Origin of the sequence: Nocardia sp. N2S4-5, from assembly GCF_044628355.1 — a bacterium.
In the GTDB taxonomy this organism is placed as follows: domain Bacteria; phylum Actinomycetota; class Actinomycetes; order Mycobacteriales; family Mycobacteriaceae; genus Nocardia; species Nocardia wallacei_B.
In genome coordinates this window covers 7,339,628-7,355,137 of the sequence record NZ_JBIUPM010000001.1, presented here as the reverse complement: position 1 = coordinate 7,355,137, position 15,510 = coordinate 7,339,628, and the positions used below count along the sequence as shown (strand labels likewise).

15 protein-coding genes are annotated in these 15,510 nt (G+C 69.2%); 7 read left to right on the top strand and 8 right to left on the bottom strand.

Features of this window, described 5'->3' with window-relative positions; genetic code table 11:
* Positions 1 to 2: 2 nt before the first annotated feature.
* A complete protein-coding gene (locus ACFMRZ_RS34105) occupies positions 3 to 1,289 on the top strand; it encodes an FAD-binding oxidoreductase (protein WP_280272368.1) in 1,287 nt (428 codons plus the stop codon).
* A 66-nt stretch (positions 1,290 to 1,355) separates the two neighbouring features.
* On the opposite strand, the gene ACFMRZ_RS34100 is transcribed toward ACFMRZ_RS34105, so the two are convergent.
* Both ACFMRZ_RS34100 and ACFMRZ_RS34095 read right to left on the bottom strand, forming a co-directional pair.
* Complete coding sequence (locus ACFMRZ_RS34100) at positions 1,356 to 1,772, bottom strand: cytochrome c oxidase subunit 4 (RefSeq protein ID WP_280368866.1); 417 nt, start codon at positions 1,770 to 1,772, stop codon at positions 1,356 to 1,358.
* Positions 1,773 to 1,785: 13 nt separating this feature from the next.
* Complete coding sequence (locus ACFMRZ_RS34095) at positions 1,786 to 2,874, bottom strand: cytochrome c oxidase subunit II (protein ID WP_280368868.1); 1,089 nt, start codon at positions 2,872 to 2,874, stop codon at positions 1,786 to 1,788.
* 304 nt (positions 2,875 to 3,178) lie between these two features.
* Here ACFMRZ_RS34095 and asnB point away from each other — a divergent pair, with 304 nt between their 5' ends.
* Both asnB and ACFMRZ_RS34085 read left to right on the top strand, forming a co-directional pair.
* Positions 3,179 to 5,104 carry an asparagine synthase (glutamine-hydrolyzing) gene (gene asnB, locus ACFMRZ_RS34090; protein ID WP_400182324.1) on the top strand — a complete coding sequence of 642 codons (1,926 nt, stop codon included), beginning with the start codon at positions 3,179 to 3,181 and terminating at the stop codon, positions 5,102 to 5,104.
* 39 nt (positions 5,105 to 5,143) lie between these two features.
* Positions 5,144 to 5,416: a DUF2277 domain-containing protein gene (locus tag ACFMRZ_RS34085; RefSeq protein ID WP_280368873.1), complete on the top strand. Its 273-nt coding sequence runs from the start codon at positions 5,144 to 5,146 to the stop codon at positions 5,414 to 5,416.
* 63 nt (positions 5,417 to 5,479) lie between these two features.
* Here ACFMRZ_RS34085 and ACFMRZ_RS34080 read toward each other — a convergent pair whose 3' ends face one another.
* The 3 genes from ACFMRZ_RS34080 to ACFMRZ_RS34070 form a co-directional block, all read right to left on the bottom strand.
* Positions 5,480 to 6,226: an adenosylcobinamide-GDP ribazoletransferase gene (locus ACFMRZ_RS34080; protein ID WP_400182323.1), complete on the bottom strand. Its 747-nt coding sequence runs from the start codon at positions 6,224 to 6,226 to the stop codon at positions 5,480 to 5,482.
* Positions 6,227 to 6,395: 169 nt separating this feature from the next.
* On the bottom strand, positions 6,396 to 8,270 hold the full coding sequence (gene cobT, locus ACFMRZ_RS34075; RefSeq protein ID WP_400182322.1) for a nicotinate-nucleotide--dimethylbenzimidazole phosphoribosyltransferase: 1,875 nt from the start codon (positions 8,268 to 8,270) through the stop codon (positions 6,396 to 6,398).
* 159 nt (positions 8,271 to 8,429) lie between these two features.
* On the bottom strand, positions 8,430 to 9,386 hold the full coding sequence (locus ACFMRZ_RS34070; protein ID WP_400182321.1) for a helix-turn-helix domain-containing protein: 957 nt from the start codon (positions 9,384 to 9,386) through the stop codon (positions 8,430 to 8,432).
* A gap of 86 nt (positions 9,387 to 9,472) precedes the next feature.
* On the opposite strand from ACFMRZ_RS34070, the gene ACFMRZ_RS34065 reads away from it, so the two are divergent.
* The gene (locus tag ACFMRZ_RS34065) at positions 9,473 to 9,649 is read left to right on the top strand and encodes a hypothetical protein (RefSeq protein WP_400182320.1); all 177 of its coding nucleotides are present in this window, start codon (positions 9,473 to 9,475) and stop codon (positions 9,647 to 9,649) included.
* 78 nt (positions 9,650 to 9,727) lie between these two features.
* Here the strand turns inward: ACFMRZ_RS34065 and ACFMRZ_RS34060 are convergent, their stop codons facing one another.
* Entirely contained in the window at positions 9,728 to 10,414 is a 687-nt protein-coding gene (locus tag ACFMRZ_RS34060; protein WP_400182319.1) for a DUF3043 domain-containing protein, read from the bottom strand.
* A gap of 299 nt (positions 10,415 to 10,713) precedes the next feature.
* Here ACFMRZ_RS34060 and ACFMRZ_RS34055 point away from each other — a divergent pair, with 299 nt between their 5' ends.
* From ACFMRZ_RS34055 to ACFMRZ_RS34045, 3 genes are all read left to right on the top strand, one after another.
* Complete coding sequence (locus ACFMRZ_RS34055) at positions 10,714 to 11,067, top strand: iron-sulfur cluster assembly accessory protein (RefSeq protein ID WP_280270501.1); 354 nt, start codon at positions 10,714 to 10,716, stop codon at positions 11,065 to 11,067.
* 278 nt (positions 11,068 to 11,345) lie between these two features.
* Complete coding sequence (locus tag ACFMRZ_RS34050) at positions 11,346 to 12,317, top strand: carbohydrate kinase family protein (protein ID WP_280271797.1); 972 nt, start codon at positions 11,346 to 11,348, stop codon at positions 12,315 to 12,317.
* A 177-nt stretch (positions 12,318 to 12,494) separates the two neighbouring features.
* Positions 12,495 to 13,208 (top strand): MBL fold metallo-hydrolase, encoded by a 714-nt coding sequence (locus ACFMRZ_RS34045; RefSeq protein ID WP_280271798.1) that lies wholly within the window; start codon positions 12,495 to 12,497, stop codon positions 13,206 to 13,208.
* 11 nt (positions 13,209 to 13,219) lie between these two features.
* On the opposite strand, the gene ACFMRZ_RS34040 is transcribed toward ACFMRZ_RS34045, so the two are convergent.
* Positions 13,220 to 14,320: a branched-chain amino acid aminotransferase gene (locus ACFMRZ_RS34040; protein WP_400182317.1), complete on the bottom strand. Its 1,101-nt coding sequence runs from the start codon at positions 14,318 to 14,320 to the stop codon at positions 13,220 to 13,222.
* Between the two features lie 66 nt (positions 14,321 to 14,386).
* Positions 14,387 to 15,487, bottom strand: coding sequence for a glycine cleavage system aminomethyltransferase GcvT (gene gcvT / locus ACFMRZ_RS34035; RefSeq protein ID WP_400182315.1), 1,101 nt, complete (start codon positions 15,485 to 15,487; stop codon positions 14,387 to 14,389).
* Positions 15,488 to 15,510: the final 23 nt, after the last annotated feature.

Here is a 15,510-nt window from a genome sequence, read left to right as displayed (position 1 = left end):
GCATGAGCACCCCTTTGGCCGATCTGCCGGAAGAATACCTACCCCGCGACACCGCCGACGTCGTCCGCACGGTGCGTGACTCCCGGCCCCAGCCGCTGACCGTCCGCGGCGGGGAGCGCGCCGAACACGGTAGCGACTACGAGGACGAACTCGCCCCGCCGGACCGCCGCGTCGTGCTGTCGCTGCGGCGGATGAACCGCGTGCAGGCCGTCGACGCCGACGCGCGGCTGGTCCGGGTGCAGGCCGGCGCACGCCTGTCCGATATCGACCGCACGCTCGCCGCGCACGGCCTCGGGCTCCCGGTAGTCGGCGACCACCGCGAGATCACCGCCGGCGGATTCGCCGCGGTGGGCGGCCTCAGTGCCGCCTCGCACCGCTACGGCATGTTCAGCGACAACGTCGTGGCGCTCGAATACGTCGATCCGGAGGGCAGATTCGGCACCTGCGGGCGCACCCATCACGCCGACCGCTTCCGCCGCATCCTCGGCGGCGCGGGCCGCACGGGCATCATCACCGCCCTCACCCTGGAGGCCGTCGAGGTCGACAAGGACCACACCTGGCTGGCCTCCGACCCGCACCGCTTCCTCGACTTCGACACCTTCGTCGAACACTCCGTCGCCGAGATCCGCAACCCCGGCGACGCCATGCTCCAGGTCGGCCGCTGGGTGGACACCTCGCCACTGCGGGTCTCGCGGCCGGTCGGCACCGGGCACGTGCAGCTGGGCACCGTGCGGTTCGGGCAGTGGTCGAGCCTGCACCCCACCACCGCCACGCCGTCGCTGCGCGCCCGCCGCGAACTCGGCGCGCGGGCCCGGAAGTCGCTGGGCGCCATCGCCTCCGCCGCCCGCGGTCCCGCCGGGATGCCGGTGCGCAACGCCGCCGCCGGCGCCCTGATGTTCGCGCCGAAGGTGCTCACCCTGCGCGACGCGGAGTTCCTCGCCGACACGGTGATCACCTCCGCCGAACGCGGTCCGGCCCACCGGGTCGCCGTCTTCGCCCCGCTGTCGACCTACACCGCGGTGTTCCACCGGCTGCACGACCTGTTCACCGACTATCGCGAGCGCAGCGGCTGCTTCACCGTCATCTCCGCCATGACCTACGGTGTGCGGTCGCCGTACCTGCACGAGTTGTCCGGCGAGGACCACGGTTTCATCACCTTCACCTGCCGCGTGCGGCCCACCGGTACCTACACCGGCAAGTCCGGCACCCCCGAACTGCTGCGCGAGATCGACGCCGCCATCGAGGACATCTGCCGCTCGGAGCGCGCCCGCCGCTACGACACCGAGTAACCCGCACGGCGCACACAGCACGGCGCCCCGGTCGGAATTCCGACCGGGGCGCCGTGCTGTTGTCGCCTAGTGCTTCTCCGGACCCAGGTGGTACTCGAAGACCAGTCCGCCCACCGCGACCAGGATGCAGACCACCCCAATACCGATCAGCCAGAACTGGAAGAACGCGAAACCGATCGCGGTCACCGAGGCGGCCGCGGCGATCAGGATGGGCCAGAAGCTACCGGGCGAGAAGAAGCCCAGGTCACCGGCGCCGTCCACGATCTCGGCGTCCTCGTAGTCCTCCGGCCGCAGATCCAGGCGGCGGGCCACGAAGCGGAAGTAGGTGCCCACGATCAGGGTCAGGCCCGCGGTCAGCACGATCGCGGTGGTGCCGGCCCATTCGACGCCGGTGCGCGACTGCGCGGTGAAGAAGGCGTAGACGATCGCCACGATGATGAAGAACACCGTGAGCAGCTCGAAGATGCGTGCTTCGACCTTCATGTCAGTTCTTTCCTCACTTGCTCTCGGCCTGGGCGGCTTCGCGCGCGGTGCGGCTGCTGTCGAACGGGTGCGTCGTCACGGCCACCGGCGACTCACCGATGCTCGCCAGCGCGTCGGCGTTGGTCGCGCCCTTCTCCCGCGCCTGCAGGTAGCGCTCGAACTTGTCCGGGGAGACGGCCCGGACCTCGAAGTTCATCATCGAGTGGAAAGTACCGCACATCTCGGCGCACCGGCCGACGAAGGCGCCCTCCTTCTCGATCTTGGTGATCTGGAAGGTGTTGTCGGAGTGGTTCTGCTCCGGGTTCGGCATCACGTCGCGCTTGAACAGGAACTCCGGCACCCAGAACGAGTGGATGACGTCGGCCGCGGCGAGCTGGAACTCCACGACCCGGTTGGTGGGCAGCACCAGCACCGGGATCTCGTTGGTGGAGCCGATCGTCTCGACCTTGTCGTAGTGCAGGTAGGAGATGTCGTTGGCGGGCAGGCCGTTGTTCGGGCCCGGCTGCGCGTGGCCGTCGACCTTGCGCTCCTTGTACTCCTCGACGATCTCCTCGTTCAGCGCCTGGCGGTTGGCGTCGACACCGTCGTAGACCTGGCCGCCGGACAGCGTCGCCTTCTGGTAGCCGAACTTCCAGTTCCACTGGAACGCGGTCACGTCGACCACGACGTCCGGGTTCTCCACCTTCTCGTGCACGTAGTTCTGCACGACCACGGTGAAGTAGAACAGCACCGCGATGATCACGAACGGGATCGCCGTGTAGGTGAGTTCCAGGGGCACGTTGTAGCCGGTCTGCCGCGGGAACTCCGGGGAACTCGACTTCTTGCGGTGGAAGGCCACGGTCCAGAAGGTGAGGCCCCACACCAGGACACCCATCGCCAGGGCGGCGACCACGGACCAGGTCCACAGTTCACGCATCCGGGTCGCCTGCGGGGTCACGCCCGTGGGCCAGCCGAACCGAAGCACGGGGTTGTCGATCGAGCAGCCCGAGACGAGCAGCACGGTGATCCCCAAGGACACCGCCAGCCCGGCCCGCCGAAGGATGCGGCCCCGCCCGGCTCGGGCGGGTCGTGCCCCTATCGCTTCGCTCGCCTTGTGCGCCACGCTCAACGCCTTCCTGGTCGTCTCTCCGACTCGCCGCCGCCCGGGTGGGGCCGGACAGCGTGTATCCAGCATGTTCGGGTGGCCCGGAACCGGACCGGCACAAACGCACGATCCGGGCCGGGAGTTCCCGAGTACTACGCAGCGTAGACCAAACCGGGTACCGCGTTGTGCCCGGGTCGCATTCGACACACCGGGAAGTGGCCGATGACCGGGACAGCACGCCGGAGCCCGGTACGGCATACTCGGAGACTGGGTTTCGCTCCTCCTGCCCGCACCCGATCCCGGAAACGAGGTTCTCGACGCAGTGTGTGGACTGCTCGGATTTCTGACAGCTGACGTGGCGACCGACGACATCGTGAAGCAGGTGTACGACGCGCTGCAGTGTGGCCGTCACCGCGGGCCGGACGAGCGCGGTACCTGGCACGACGAACACATCATCCTGGGCTTCAATCGGCTGTCGATCATCGACATCGAGCACTCGCACCAGCCGCTGCGCTGGGGGCCGCCGGACAGCCCGGAGCGTTACGCCCTGGCATTCAACGGGGAGATCTACAACTACCTGGAACTGCGCGAGCAGCTGCGCGAGGAGCACGACGCGCGGTTCACCACCGAGGGCGACGGCGAGGCGATCGTCGCGGCCTACCACTACTGGGGCACCGACGCGTTCGCGCGACTGCGCGGCATGTTCGCCTTCGCGATCTGGGACACCGAGACGCGGCAGCTGGTCCTCGCGCGCGACCCGTTCGGCATCAAGCCGCTGTTCCTGGCCACCGGCCCGAACGGCACCGCCTACGCCAGTGAGAAGAAGAGTCTGCTGGAACTGCTTCCGGCGCTGGGCCTTTCCGACGATCTGGATATGCGGGCGCTGGAGCACTACACGGTGCTGCAGTACGTGCCGGAGCCGGAATCGCTGCACAAGGACGTCCGCCGCCTGGAGTCCGGGTGCTACGCCACCCTGGAACCCGGTGCGGCACCGCAGATCACGCGGTATTTCGAGCCTCGGTTCCGGGTGCGTCCGTTCGCCGCGGGCAGCGAGGAGCGGCGTTATCGCGAGATCGCCGAGGTGCTGGAGGACTCGGTCGCCAAGCACATGCGGGCGGATGTCACGGTCGGCTCCTTCCTGTCCGGCGGCATCGACTCGACAGCCATTGCGGCACTGGCGATCCGGCACAACCCGAATCTGCTGACGTTCACCTCCGCGTTCGAGCGCCAGGGGTACTCGGAGGCCGACGTGGCCGCCGAGACGGCCGAGGCGATCGGCGCGAAGCATTACATCCGCACGGTGAGCCCGGAGGACTTCGCGGGGGCGATCCCCGAAATCGTCTGGTACCTCGACGATCCCGTCGCCGACCCGGCGCTGGTGCCGCTGTACTTCGTGGCCAAGGAGGCCCGCAAGCACGTGAAGGTGGTGCTGTCCGGGGAGGGCTCCGACGAGCTGTTCGGCGGATACACGATCTACCGGGAACCGTTGTCGCTCAAGCCTTTCGAGTATCTGCCACAGGGCGTGCGCAGGCTGGCGGGCAAGTTGTCGGAGCGGATTCCGGACGGCACCCGCGGCAAGAGCCTGCTGCACCGCGGCTCGCTGCCGCTCGAGGAGCGGTACTACGGCAACGCCCGCAGTTTCAGCGACGCCCAGCTGCGGGCGGTGCTGCGCGATTTCCGCCCGGAGTGGACGCACCGGGACGTCACCGCGCCGATCTACGAGCGGTCGCGGGGCTGGGACCCGGTCGCGCGCATGCAGCACCTGGACCTGTTCACCTGGCTGCGCGGCGACATCCTGGTCAAGGCCGACAAGGTGACCATGGCCAACTCGCTGGAGCTGCGGGTTCCCTTCCTGGACGCCGAGGTGTTCCGGGTCGCCGAGCAGATCCCGTTCGACCAGAAGCTCACCAAGGAGACCACCAAGTACGCGCTGCGCCGGGCGCTCGAGACCATCGTCCCGCCGCACGTGCTGCACCGCCCCAAGCTGGGCTTCCCGGTCCCCCTGCGGCACTGGCTGCGCGGCCCCGAACTGCACGACTGGGCCGCCGCCCAGATCGCCGACTCCCAAACTGATCACCTGCTCGACAAGTCCGCGATCAAGGCGATGCTGGAGGCCCACCGCACCGGCGCCTCCGACCACAGCCGCCGCCTATGGACCCTCCTGGTCTTCATGATCTGGCACGGCATCTTCGTCGAGAACCGCATCAAGCCGGAGATCCAGGAGCCGACGTACCCGGTACGGCTGTAGGCGGGGCTTCGTGTCCGACCTCGGGGCTACGCTCGGGGCATGTGTAGAAACATCACCGCGCTGCGGGGGCTGGAGCCGGAGGCGACGCCCGAGGAGATTCACGCTGCCGCGTTGCAGTACGTCCGCAAGGTCGCCGGCCTGTCCAGCGTCTCCGCCTCGAATCGGGCGGCGGTGGAGGCCGCGGTCGCCGATATCGCCGCTGCCACCACCCGTCTGCTCGCCGACCTGCCTGAGCGCAAGGTGCCGCCGAAATCCGTCCCACCGCTGCGCCGTCCCGAGGTTCGCGCCCGCATCGAGGCTCGCTCCAGCTAGGACGCCTACGCCCGAATCACGTCCGCTTGTCCGATCGCCAGGGCGTCCCGGTGGCTCGTGGGTCTATCCGCACGAAGCGATGACTGCGGTGCAGGTGACCGTCAGCTCCAGGGCCGCGCCGAGGACGTCACCGTTCAGGCCGTCGAAGCGGCGTACGCAGTGTCGGACGAATATCCACGCGATAACGAGACTCGCGGCTACGGCGAGCACTCCGAGCCGGCGATGGCCGGGTGTGGTGAGAACGCCCGCACCGAGCGCGAGCAGCGTCCAGAGGCCGATCGTCGGCAGCGACTGTGTCCCGGCCACCAAGCTGCCGAATCCGGCTCCCGGCGCGGCCGGGATTCCGCGGCGGCAAGCCAGAACGACCGCGACCCGTCCCGTCGCGACAGCCAGCGCGATCGCGAACCACCGGCCGTCGGCCGCCAGCGCCGCGAACGCCAGCGCTTGTGCCCCGATCGCGAACACCAGAGCGGCGACGCCGAACGGCCCCGCCCCGCCACTCTTCATGACTTCCCGCGCCCGCTCGGGCGGCCCGTAACTCCCGAGCCCGTCCGCCGTATCGGCCAGCCCGTCCAGATGCATCCCCCGCGTCGCCAACGCCAACGCCCCCACCCCCAACAGCCCCGCCAACCCGAAACCCATTCCCGCCGTACCCAACACCCACATCACCCCGGCAACACCCGCGCCGAGCACCACCCCCACCACCGGCGCAAGACCGATAGCCCTTCCCGCCCCCACTCGATCCACCGTCTCCGGCCCCCGCACCGGAACCACCGTCAACCAGGAGACCACCAACCGAACCGAATTCACCCCCACCACACCCTTGCGGTCGACCCACCCACAGCGCACCACGCCGCCACCGCCGAACACTTCACCGCCCGCGGCCCCGCTCCACTCACCAACCGCTGCGCCGACTCGCCCGCAGAGCGCCGACTCGGAGGTCGGGGCCTGACGTGGTGCCGCCGTTCGAGGCGCATGGTCAGGGAGTGAGTTCGGAAGGGACGAGGGTGGTTTCGTCGGCGGTGCTCACACCCGCGTCGGCGAATGTCGCCATATCCGTGAGGGCGGAGACGGCGGCGCGGAGGACCGGCAGTGCGGTGAGCGCGCCGGAGCCTTCGCCGAGGCGCATACCCAGGTCGACGAGGGGTTCCAGGCCGAGCCGGTCGAGGGCCCGGGCGTGCGATGGTTCGGTGGAGCGGTGTCCCGCGACCCACCACGCCTTGGCGCCGGGGGCCAGCATGTCGGCGAGCAGAGCGGCGGCGGTGATCACCACGCCGTCCAGGATGACCAGGGTGCGGCGGGCGGCGGCCTGCGCGAGATAGCCCGCGGCGGCGGCCAAGTCGGCGCCGCCCGCGACGCGCAGCAGCGCGGCCGGGTCGTGGCGGTGCGACCGGGCCCGCCACATGGCGTCGCGCACGGCGGCGGCCTTGCGCATCCATCCGGCGTCGTCGATACCGGTGCCGCGGCCGACCGCCAGCACCGGCTCGGTGTCGGTGAGCGTGGCGATGAGAACCGTTGCGGGAGTGGTGTTTCCGATCCCCATGTCGCCGGCGATCAGCAGGTCCGCGCCGCCGTCGATCTCCTCGTCGGCGATCGCTTTCCCCGCCGCCAAGGCGGCGTTCACCTCGGCCTCGGTGAGCGCGTCCTCGCGGTCGATGCGACCGGAGGAGCGCCGGATCTTGTACGTGGACACCGACGGATCGGTATCACCGTCGACGGCGATGTCCACCACCCGCACGGTCGCGTCCGCCAGCCGCGCCAGGACGTTCACGGCCGCGCCGCCGGCCAGGAAGTTGGCGACCATCTGCGCGGTCACCTCGCTCGGATACGCCGAAACCCCATGCCGCGCAACACCATGGTCCCCCGCGAACACCACCACCCGGGCCCGCTGGAACTGCCGCGGCGGACACACCCCCTGACACGCCGCAACCCAATTCCCCAGCGTCTCCAGCCGCCCCAGCGCCCCACCCGGCTTGGTCAACTCCAACTGCCGCGCCTCAGCCTGCCCGCGCACCTGCGCATCAGGCGCGACGACGGGCCCGAATTCCGGTGCCGCACCTGAGAACTCGCTCGTCCTCTCCCCTGTGTCGACCCCATCGACACCACCAGCGGTCTGGACCTCGCCAGCACCCGACGAGCCGGACCCCGTCACCACTGTCCGCGCGGAGGCGTCGGTCCCGCCATCATCGTGCGCCGAGCCAGCAGGGCCGACACCTTCGCCGCTGGACGGGGATTCACTTACCGTCCGGGCAGCGTCGTTTACGACACCACCTGGGGCCGCCGCGCCCACCAAGGCACCGGGCGCGCCTTCGACGGTCGCGTTCGGCTTGATCCTGGTCGGGATCCCGGCCACCACGAGGTACACCTCGTCGCAGACCGCTGCCAGGCGCTGATTCAGCTCGCCGAGTTCGTCCTGGAACAAGCGGCCCGATCGGGTCGCGGGGAGTACTCCGAGTCCGACCTCGGGGCTCACGATGATCAGTCGGTGCTGGTAGCCGGTCACGGCCGCGACGAGATCGTCGATGTCGGGACGTACGGTGCCGCGAGGCTGTTCCCAGGCCGCCCGCGCATTGATGCGCCCGGTCAGCCAGGTACCGAGGTCGTCGACGAGCGTCACCGGCGCGGGTTCGGCAAGCAGCGCCACCGGGTCACCCTCGACCACGTTCCACACGCCCGGCCGCCGAACCCGATGGGCCGCAACACGTTCGGCGAAGTCCGCATCGGACGGATCCACCACGGCCGTCGCCACGTACCGCACCGCCCCGGCCCGCCCGGCCAGCTCCTCGGCAAACGCCGACTTCCCAGACCGCGCCCCGCCGAGCACCAGCGTCCGCACCCCAGCATCCTTCACCACGCCAGAACGGTACCAACCCACCCCACCCAGATACCCGCACGCCCGCCCCAGCGCCACAACCCCTCGCCCGGCAGTATCCGCACCACGCTCATCGAGGTGACGACGCCCGCGGCGCGTAGAAGAATTGTCCGGTCGGAAACTGGTGGGTCGCCCGTACCCTCAGGCGCCGAAGCGGCGGCGGTAGTCGGTGGGGGCTATGCCGACGAGGCGTTGGAAGTGGTGGCGGAGGAGGGCGGCGGAGCCGAAACCGGAACGGGACGCGATGGTTTCGAGGTCGAGGGTGGTGTCTTCCAGGAAGTGTTTCGCGAGCAGGACGCGCTGGTTGGTGAGCCATTTGACGGGCGTGGTGCCGGTTTCGGCGACGAAGCGGCGGGCGAAGGTGCGCGGCGACATGGCCGAGCGGGCGGCCAGGTCCTCGATCGTGTGCGGGAGGTCGAGGTGCTCGGCCAGCCACAGGAGCGTGTCGCGCAGGCTGTCGGTGGTGCATTCGGGAACGGGCTGCTCGATGAACTGCCGCTGCCCGCCGTCGCGCTGCGGCGGCACCACCATGCGCCGGGCGATCTTGTTGGCGACCGCACTGCCCAGCTCGCGCCGCACCAGATGCAGGCAGGCGTCGATGCCCGCCGCGGTGCCGGCGCTGGTGATCAGAGTGCCTTCGTCGACGAACAGCACGTCCGGGTCGACGGTGGCCGAGGGATACCGTTCGGCGAGCTGCCCGACGTAGCGCCAGTGGGTGGTGCATTTGCGCCCGTCCAGCAGCCCGGCCGCCCCGGCGAGAAAGGCGCCCGAGCACACGGTCAGCACGGTCGCCCCGGCGTCCGCGGCCGCGCGCACCGCCCGCACCACGCGCGGATCGAATTCGTGGTCCGGCGCGACCGGAAACGCCGGAATCGCGACCAGGTCGGCGTCGCGCAACTCGTCCAAGCCGTACTCCGGGGTGAGGGTGATCCCGGGCGTACTGGACTTCAGCGACCGTCCCGGCTCCGCCCCGCAGACCCGGAAGTCGAAGGGCGGCAACCCGTCGTCGCGGCGATCCAGCCCGAAAACCTCACAGACGACGCCGAATTCGAACATGGCGACGTTCGCACTGAGCACCGCGGCGACCTTGGACAGCATCCGCCGAGTCTACTTGGCCGGATATTTACGAACAATGTCGTTACTGCCACTGGTGGCAGAAAGTAGTTGGTAGAAAACTTACTGCCATGCTCACCTTGCTGCTCACCTTCCTCTTCGTCCTCCTGATCGTCCTGGCGGTGCGAGTGTTCCTGCACCACGGACTCACCCTGCCCCCAACGGGTTCCAGCGCCGTCGACGATCGCGACGCCCAACGCGTGGATCTCGAACTCCGTGCCATCACCGCAATGCGCGAACACGGCTGAACCGCACCGGAACCCGCGCGACCGTCCAGCCCGGCACGTTTCGACCGTCCGGTCCGGCCACGTTTTTCGGCCGGAGCGCTAGACCGCATCCCCCGGATTCACCCGCGGCTTCGGCGCGCGCATGCGGCGGATCTGCGAGGCGCGCACGAACGCATACCAACCCAGCGACCACGACGAGGTGGTGTCCTCGGGGAACCGCTCCTGCACCCGCTTGTTGATGGTGCGGCCGATCAGGAACCCCTCGCCGACCATGAACGCCATCATCACCAGCATCGCCAGCGTGACGTAGGCCTGCACCGCCGGTGTCAGGAACATGGTCAGGATCAGCACCAGCGCCAGCGGCATGAACAGACCGACCAGATTGCGGCGCGCGTCGACCAGATCCCGCACATAGGCGCGGACCGGTCCGCGATCGCGCGGCAACAGGAACTTGTCCTCCCCGGCGAGCATGCGGGCGCGCCGGTCGGCGGCGGCGGCGCGGCGCTCGGCCGAGGCCACCTTGCGATCGGCCCGCGTGCCGCGCGTGGCCTTGCGACGGGCGCGGGCTTCCTTCGAGGTCATCGGCGCGGGCGCGACCGGCCCGCGGCGTCTGTTCTCGGCATCCCGGCGCTTGGGAGTGGGCCGCCCCTTGCCGGTGGTGGCCGTGGCGGCCGGCCGTTCGGACGGGGTGGCCGAGTCGCCGCCGGACGCGCCGGCCTGGTCGGCCGAGGTCTCGTCGGCGAGGTCGTCGGTCTTGCTGGCATCGCCGCGGCGGAGGAACTTCACGCCGACCAGGCTATTCGATGGCACATCGCCCTGGAAATCCGGTTCGCCGAGTTGCTGTGTCCTGTGCCATAGTCGACTGTTCACCCCCCGCTAACCGATCGTTTCCGGCCGCGACAAGAGTACGGTCGATAGCGGACAGCCACATCCGGCAGGCATACGGCCGGGGTGCGGGTGGGTATCCGGACTAGGGCGCCATCGAGCGCGAGTGGCAAGATTGGAATAGCCACCCGCGAAGTGGCGTTGACAGCTTCCGAGCCGTGCGCTGTTCACGGGTTGAACACGGGTCCCGAGGAGACTTCATGACTGTGCAGAACGAGACCACCACCACTCACGGTGTGGCGCTGACCGACGCGGCCGCCTCCAAGGCCAAGGCGCTGCTCGACCAGGAGGGCCGTGACGATCTGGCGCTGCGGATCGCCGTGCAGCCGGGTGGCTGCGCCGGCCTGCGCTACCAACTGTTCTTCGACGACCGCACCCTCGACGGTGACCTCACCGCCGAGTTCGGCGGCGTCAAGCTGACCGTCGACCGGATGAGCGCCCCCTACGTCCAGGGCGCCGCGATCGACTTCGTCGACACCATCGAGAAGCAGGGTTTCACCATCGACAACCCGAACGCCACCGGCTCCTGCGCCTGCGGCGACAGCTTCAACTGAGTCGGCCCTCTCAGCGCGGGATCCCGGCGGGATTCCGCGCTGTCTGCTGCCCGGGCGAGCTGAGATCGATTGCCGCACAAGCGGAGTGGCGACCCAGACACTCCGGCGCGCGGGGGTGGTGAGGTCGTAGTTCGACGGTGTACGTTACGGACGACTGATTTCGCGCGTTCATGGGTAATACACCAGTGCGCCCGAGACCCGGTCGCTCCCCGCCGGCCCGCTACGCGTCTGTCGAGCAGCGACGAGGCGTGCGCAGCGCACGACACCGAAGGATTCCCGTGACCATCGCCGTGTCCGCATCCATTGCGACGGACAACCTCATGCACTTCCCCGGACGTTTCTCCGAGGCATTGCTTGCGGATCAGCTCCAGCACGTCTCACTGAGCTTTCTCGTCGACGATCTGGCCATCCGCCGCGGCGGCGTGGGCGGCAACATCAGTTATGCCATGGGCCTGCTCGGCAAGGGACCGCTGTTGCTCGGCGCGGTCGGCGCGGATTTCGCCGAGTACCGCGAGTGGCTGGAGCGCCACGGCGTCGACTGTTCGGCGGTGCTGACCTCCAGCACGGCGCACACCGCCCGCTTCATCTGCACCACCGACACCGAGATGGCCCAGATCGCGACCTTCTACCCGGGCGCGATGAGCGAGGCCCGCGACATCTCGATCGCGGAGGTGTCGCGCACCCGCGAGCTGGAGCTGGTGCTGATCGGCGCCAACGATCCCGAGGCCATGCTGCGCCACACTCGCGAATGCCGCGAATTGGGCATCCCGTTCGCCGCCGACCCGTCCCAGCAGCTCGCCCTGCTCGACGGCGACCAGGCCCGACAGCTGATCGAGGGCGCGGCGTACTTGTTCACCAACGAGTACGAGCTCGGCCTGCTGCGCCAGAAGACGGGTCTGACCCTGGACGAGATCGGCGCGCAGGTCGGCATCCGGATCACCACGCTGGGCGCGAAGGGCGTGCAGATCGTCGACCGCGACGGCACCGAGGTGAACGTCGAGGTGGTGCCGGAGCGATCGAAGGTGGACCCGACCGGCATCGGCGACGCGTTCCGCGCCGGATTCCTCACCGGCCACACCGCTGGGCTCGGCTTGGAGCGCGCGGCGCAGCTGGGTTCGCTGATCGCGGTGCTCGTGCTGGAGACCGACGGCCCGCAGGAATGGACGCTGGAGCGCACGGAGGCGCTGGATCGGCTGCGCGGCGCGTACGGCCCGGCGGCCGCCGACGAAATCGCGCCACTGCTGCGCTGACCGAGCCGAAATCGCCTGCGCCGCCGCGAAAGTCGGCGCGGCGCAATTTCGCAATCCGCAATAGGTGAACCGGCGATTCCACCGTGCATGTTTCGTATCGACCGCGCCGCGGTATGCGGTGACGAGTCACAGTCGGTCGAATGCACGCCGATCGCCACCGAGCCATAGGGTATACGCATGGGATCCGACCGTTTGTATTTTCGTCAGCTGCTGGCCGGCCGGGATTGGGCCGTAGGCGATCCGATCGCCACGCAGATGCGCAATTTCGCGTATTTGCTCGGCGACAGAGACAGCGGTGAGTGTGTGGTCGTGGATCCCGCGTATGCCGCAACCGATCTGGTCGATATCGCCGAAGCCGACGGACTGCGCGTGAGCGGCGTGCTGGCCACCCATCACCATCCGGATCACGTGGGCGGGACAATGCTCGGATTCACGCTGCGGGGCGTGCGTGACCTGCTGGAGCGGGTCCAGGTCCCGGTGCACGTCAATGCCGAGGAATTGCCGTGGGTCGCCAATGTCACCGACATCGCGCCCAGCGAACTCACCGGGCATCAGCACGGCGACAAGGTGACCGTCGGCGGGCTCGAGATCGAATTGCTGCACACTCCCGGGCACACCCCCGGCAGCCAGTGCTTCCTGTTCGAGGATCGGCTCGTCGCCGGTGACACGCTGTTCGTCGACGGCTGCGGGCGCACCGATTTCCCGGGTGGCGATTCCGACGCGATGTTCCGCAGTCTCCGATATCTAGCGGGCCTATCGGGAGACCCGATCGTTTATCCGGGCCACTGGTATTCGCAGGAGCCCAACGCCGCGCTGTCCACCGTGCGCGACAGCAACTATGTGATGCGGCCGCAGACTCTGGAGCAATGGCACATGCTGATGCCGGGATAGTCCGGTCCGGCTCAGATCAGCTTGCGCATCCAGCCGTGAATATCGGCGAACGTGCCGCGCTGAATTCCGGTGAGCGTCTCGCGCAGCGCCATGGTGACCTCACCGGGTTCGCCGTTGCCGATGGTGAATTCGCCCTCGGCCGAGCGCACCGACGCGACCGGGATGACGACCGCCGCCGTGCCGCAGCCGAAAACCTCGGTGATCTCACCCGATTCGACGCCCTTGCGCCATTCGTCCACCGAGATCTTGCGCTCCTCCACCTGGTAACCGGAATCGGCGGCCAGGGTGAGCAGCGAGTCGCGGGTGATGCCCGGCAGCAATGAACCGGAAAGCTCCGGGGTCACCAGCCGCGCCTGCGAGCCCGCGCCGTACACGAAGAACAGGTTGTTGGTGCCCATCTCCTCGACGTAGCGGTGTTCGCAGGCGTCCAGCCACACCACCTGATCGCAATCCTGGTCGGCGGCCTGCTTCTGGGCCAGCAGCGAGGCGGCGTAGTTGCCCGCCACCTTGGCCTCGCCGGTGCCGCCGGGCGCGGCGCGCACGAACTCGGTGGACAACCACACCCGCACCGGCTTCAGCCCGCGCGGAAAGTACGCTCCCGCAGGCGAACCCAGCAGCAGATACTTGTAGGCCTCGGCCGGTTTCACGCCCAGGCCCGCCTCGGTGGCGAACATGAACGGCCGCAGATACAGCGAATCCTCGCCACCTGCCGCGGGCACCCAGTCGGCGTCGACCTCGAGTAGTTGGCGGATCGACTCGATGAACAGTTCCTCCGGGAGTTCGGCCATCGCCATGCGCCGCGCGGAGCGTTGGAAGCGGCGGGCGTTGGCGTCGATGCGGAAGGTCGCGATGCTGCCGTCGCCGTGCCGGTAGGCCTTCAGTCCCTCGAAGATGGCCTGACCGTAGTGGAACACCATGGTCGAGGGGTCCATCTGCAAGCTGCCGTACGGCTCGACCCGCGGATTGGTCCATTCCCCGCTCACATAGTCGATCGACACCATGTGGTCGGTGAAGAAGCGCCCGAAACCCGGTTCCACCAGCATCTCCTGCCGCCGCGCCGCCGGGGTGGGCGAGGGATGCGGGATACGGGTGAACTGCGCGGCAACGGTCATGAATCCGATCCTAGAACCCGGCGTTCCGCCCGCGATGCCAGGTCCGGCATCCCGCCGGCCTCCGGGTCAGGAGGTATGCGGGGTGACGAAAGGCGGGCGGGTCACCTCGGCGCGGAGGCGACGGCCGCGGACGTCGACCTCCACCTCGTCGCCCGGCGCCAACCCGGCCGCGGTGTCCAGCAAAGCCAGGGCGATGCCGACCTTGAGGGTCGGCGAGAAGGTGCCCGAGGTGGTCTCGCCGACGGTCTCGTCGCCGCGCAGTACCGTCTGGCCCTGGCGCAGCACGCCGCGGTCGAGTGCCTTGAGCCCCAACAGGTTCCGGCGCGGGCCCGCCGTCTTCTCGGCCGTCAGGGCGTCGCGGCCCCAGAACTCCGGCTTCTTCCAGCCGACGGCCCAACCGCAGCGCGCCTGCACCGGCGAGATCTCCGGGGACAGTTCGTGGCCGTGCAGCGGATAGCCCATCTCGGTGCGCAGGGTGTCGCGCGCGCCCAATCCGGCCGCCTGGCCGTCGCGGGCGCGGACCTCCGCGAGCAGCGCCCGGAACAGCGGTTCGGCGTCGGCCCAGCGCGGCAGCAGCTCGTACCCGTGCTCGCCGGTGTAGCCGGTGCGGCAGACCCGGACCGGGCGGCCGTCCCACTCGGCGTCGGCGAAGGCCATGTACTCCATGTCGGTCGGCAGGCCCAGCGCGGCCGGCACCTCCGCCGAGCGGGGGCCCTGCACCGCGAACACGGCGTATCCGCGATGCTCGTCGGTGACGGTGATGCCGTCCGGCGCCGCCTTCCGCAGCTCGGCCACCACGGCGGCGGTGTTGGCGGCGTTGGGTACCAGGAACAGTTCGTCGTCGCCGACGTAGTAGGCGATCAGATCGTCGATCACGCCGCCGTCCGGCGTGCAGCACAGCGTGTACTGCGCCTTGCCCGGCCGGATCCGGCCCAGATCGTTGGTGAGCGCCGAATTCACGAACTGCGCCGCACCCGCGCCGCGCACGGTCGCCTTCCCCAGATGACTCACGTCGAACAGACCGACCGCCGTCCGCACGGCCGTGTGTTCGGCGACCGTCCCGGCGTACTGCACCGGCATCTCCCACCCGCCGAACGGCGCGAAACTCGCCCCCAGCTCCACGTGCACGTCATGGATCGGGCCCTGCAGCAGATTCGAGTCGGTCACCCGAGCGAGCTTATCGACCTTCG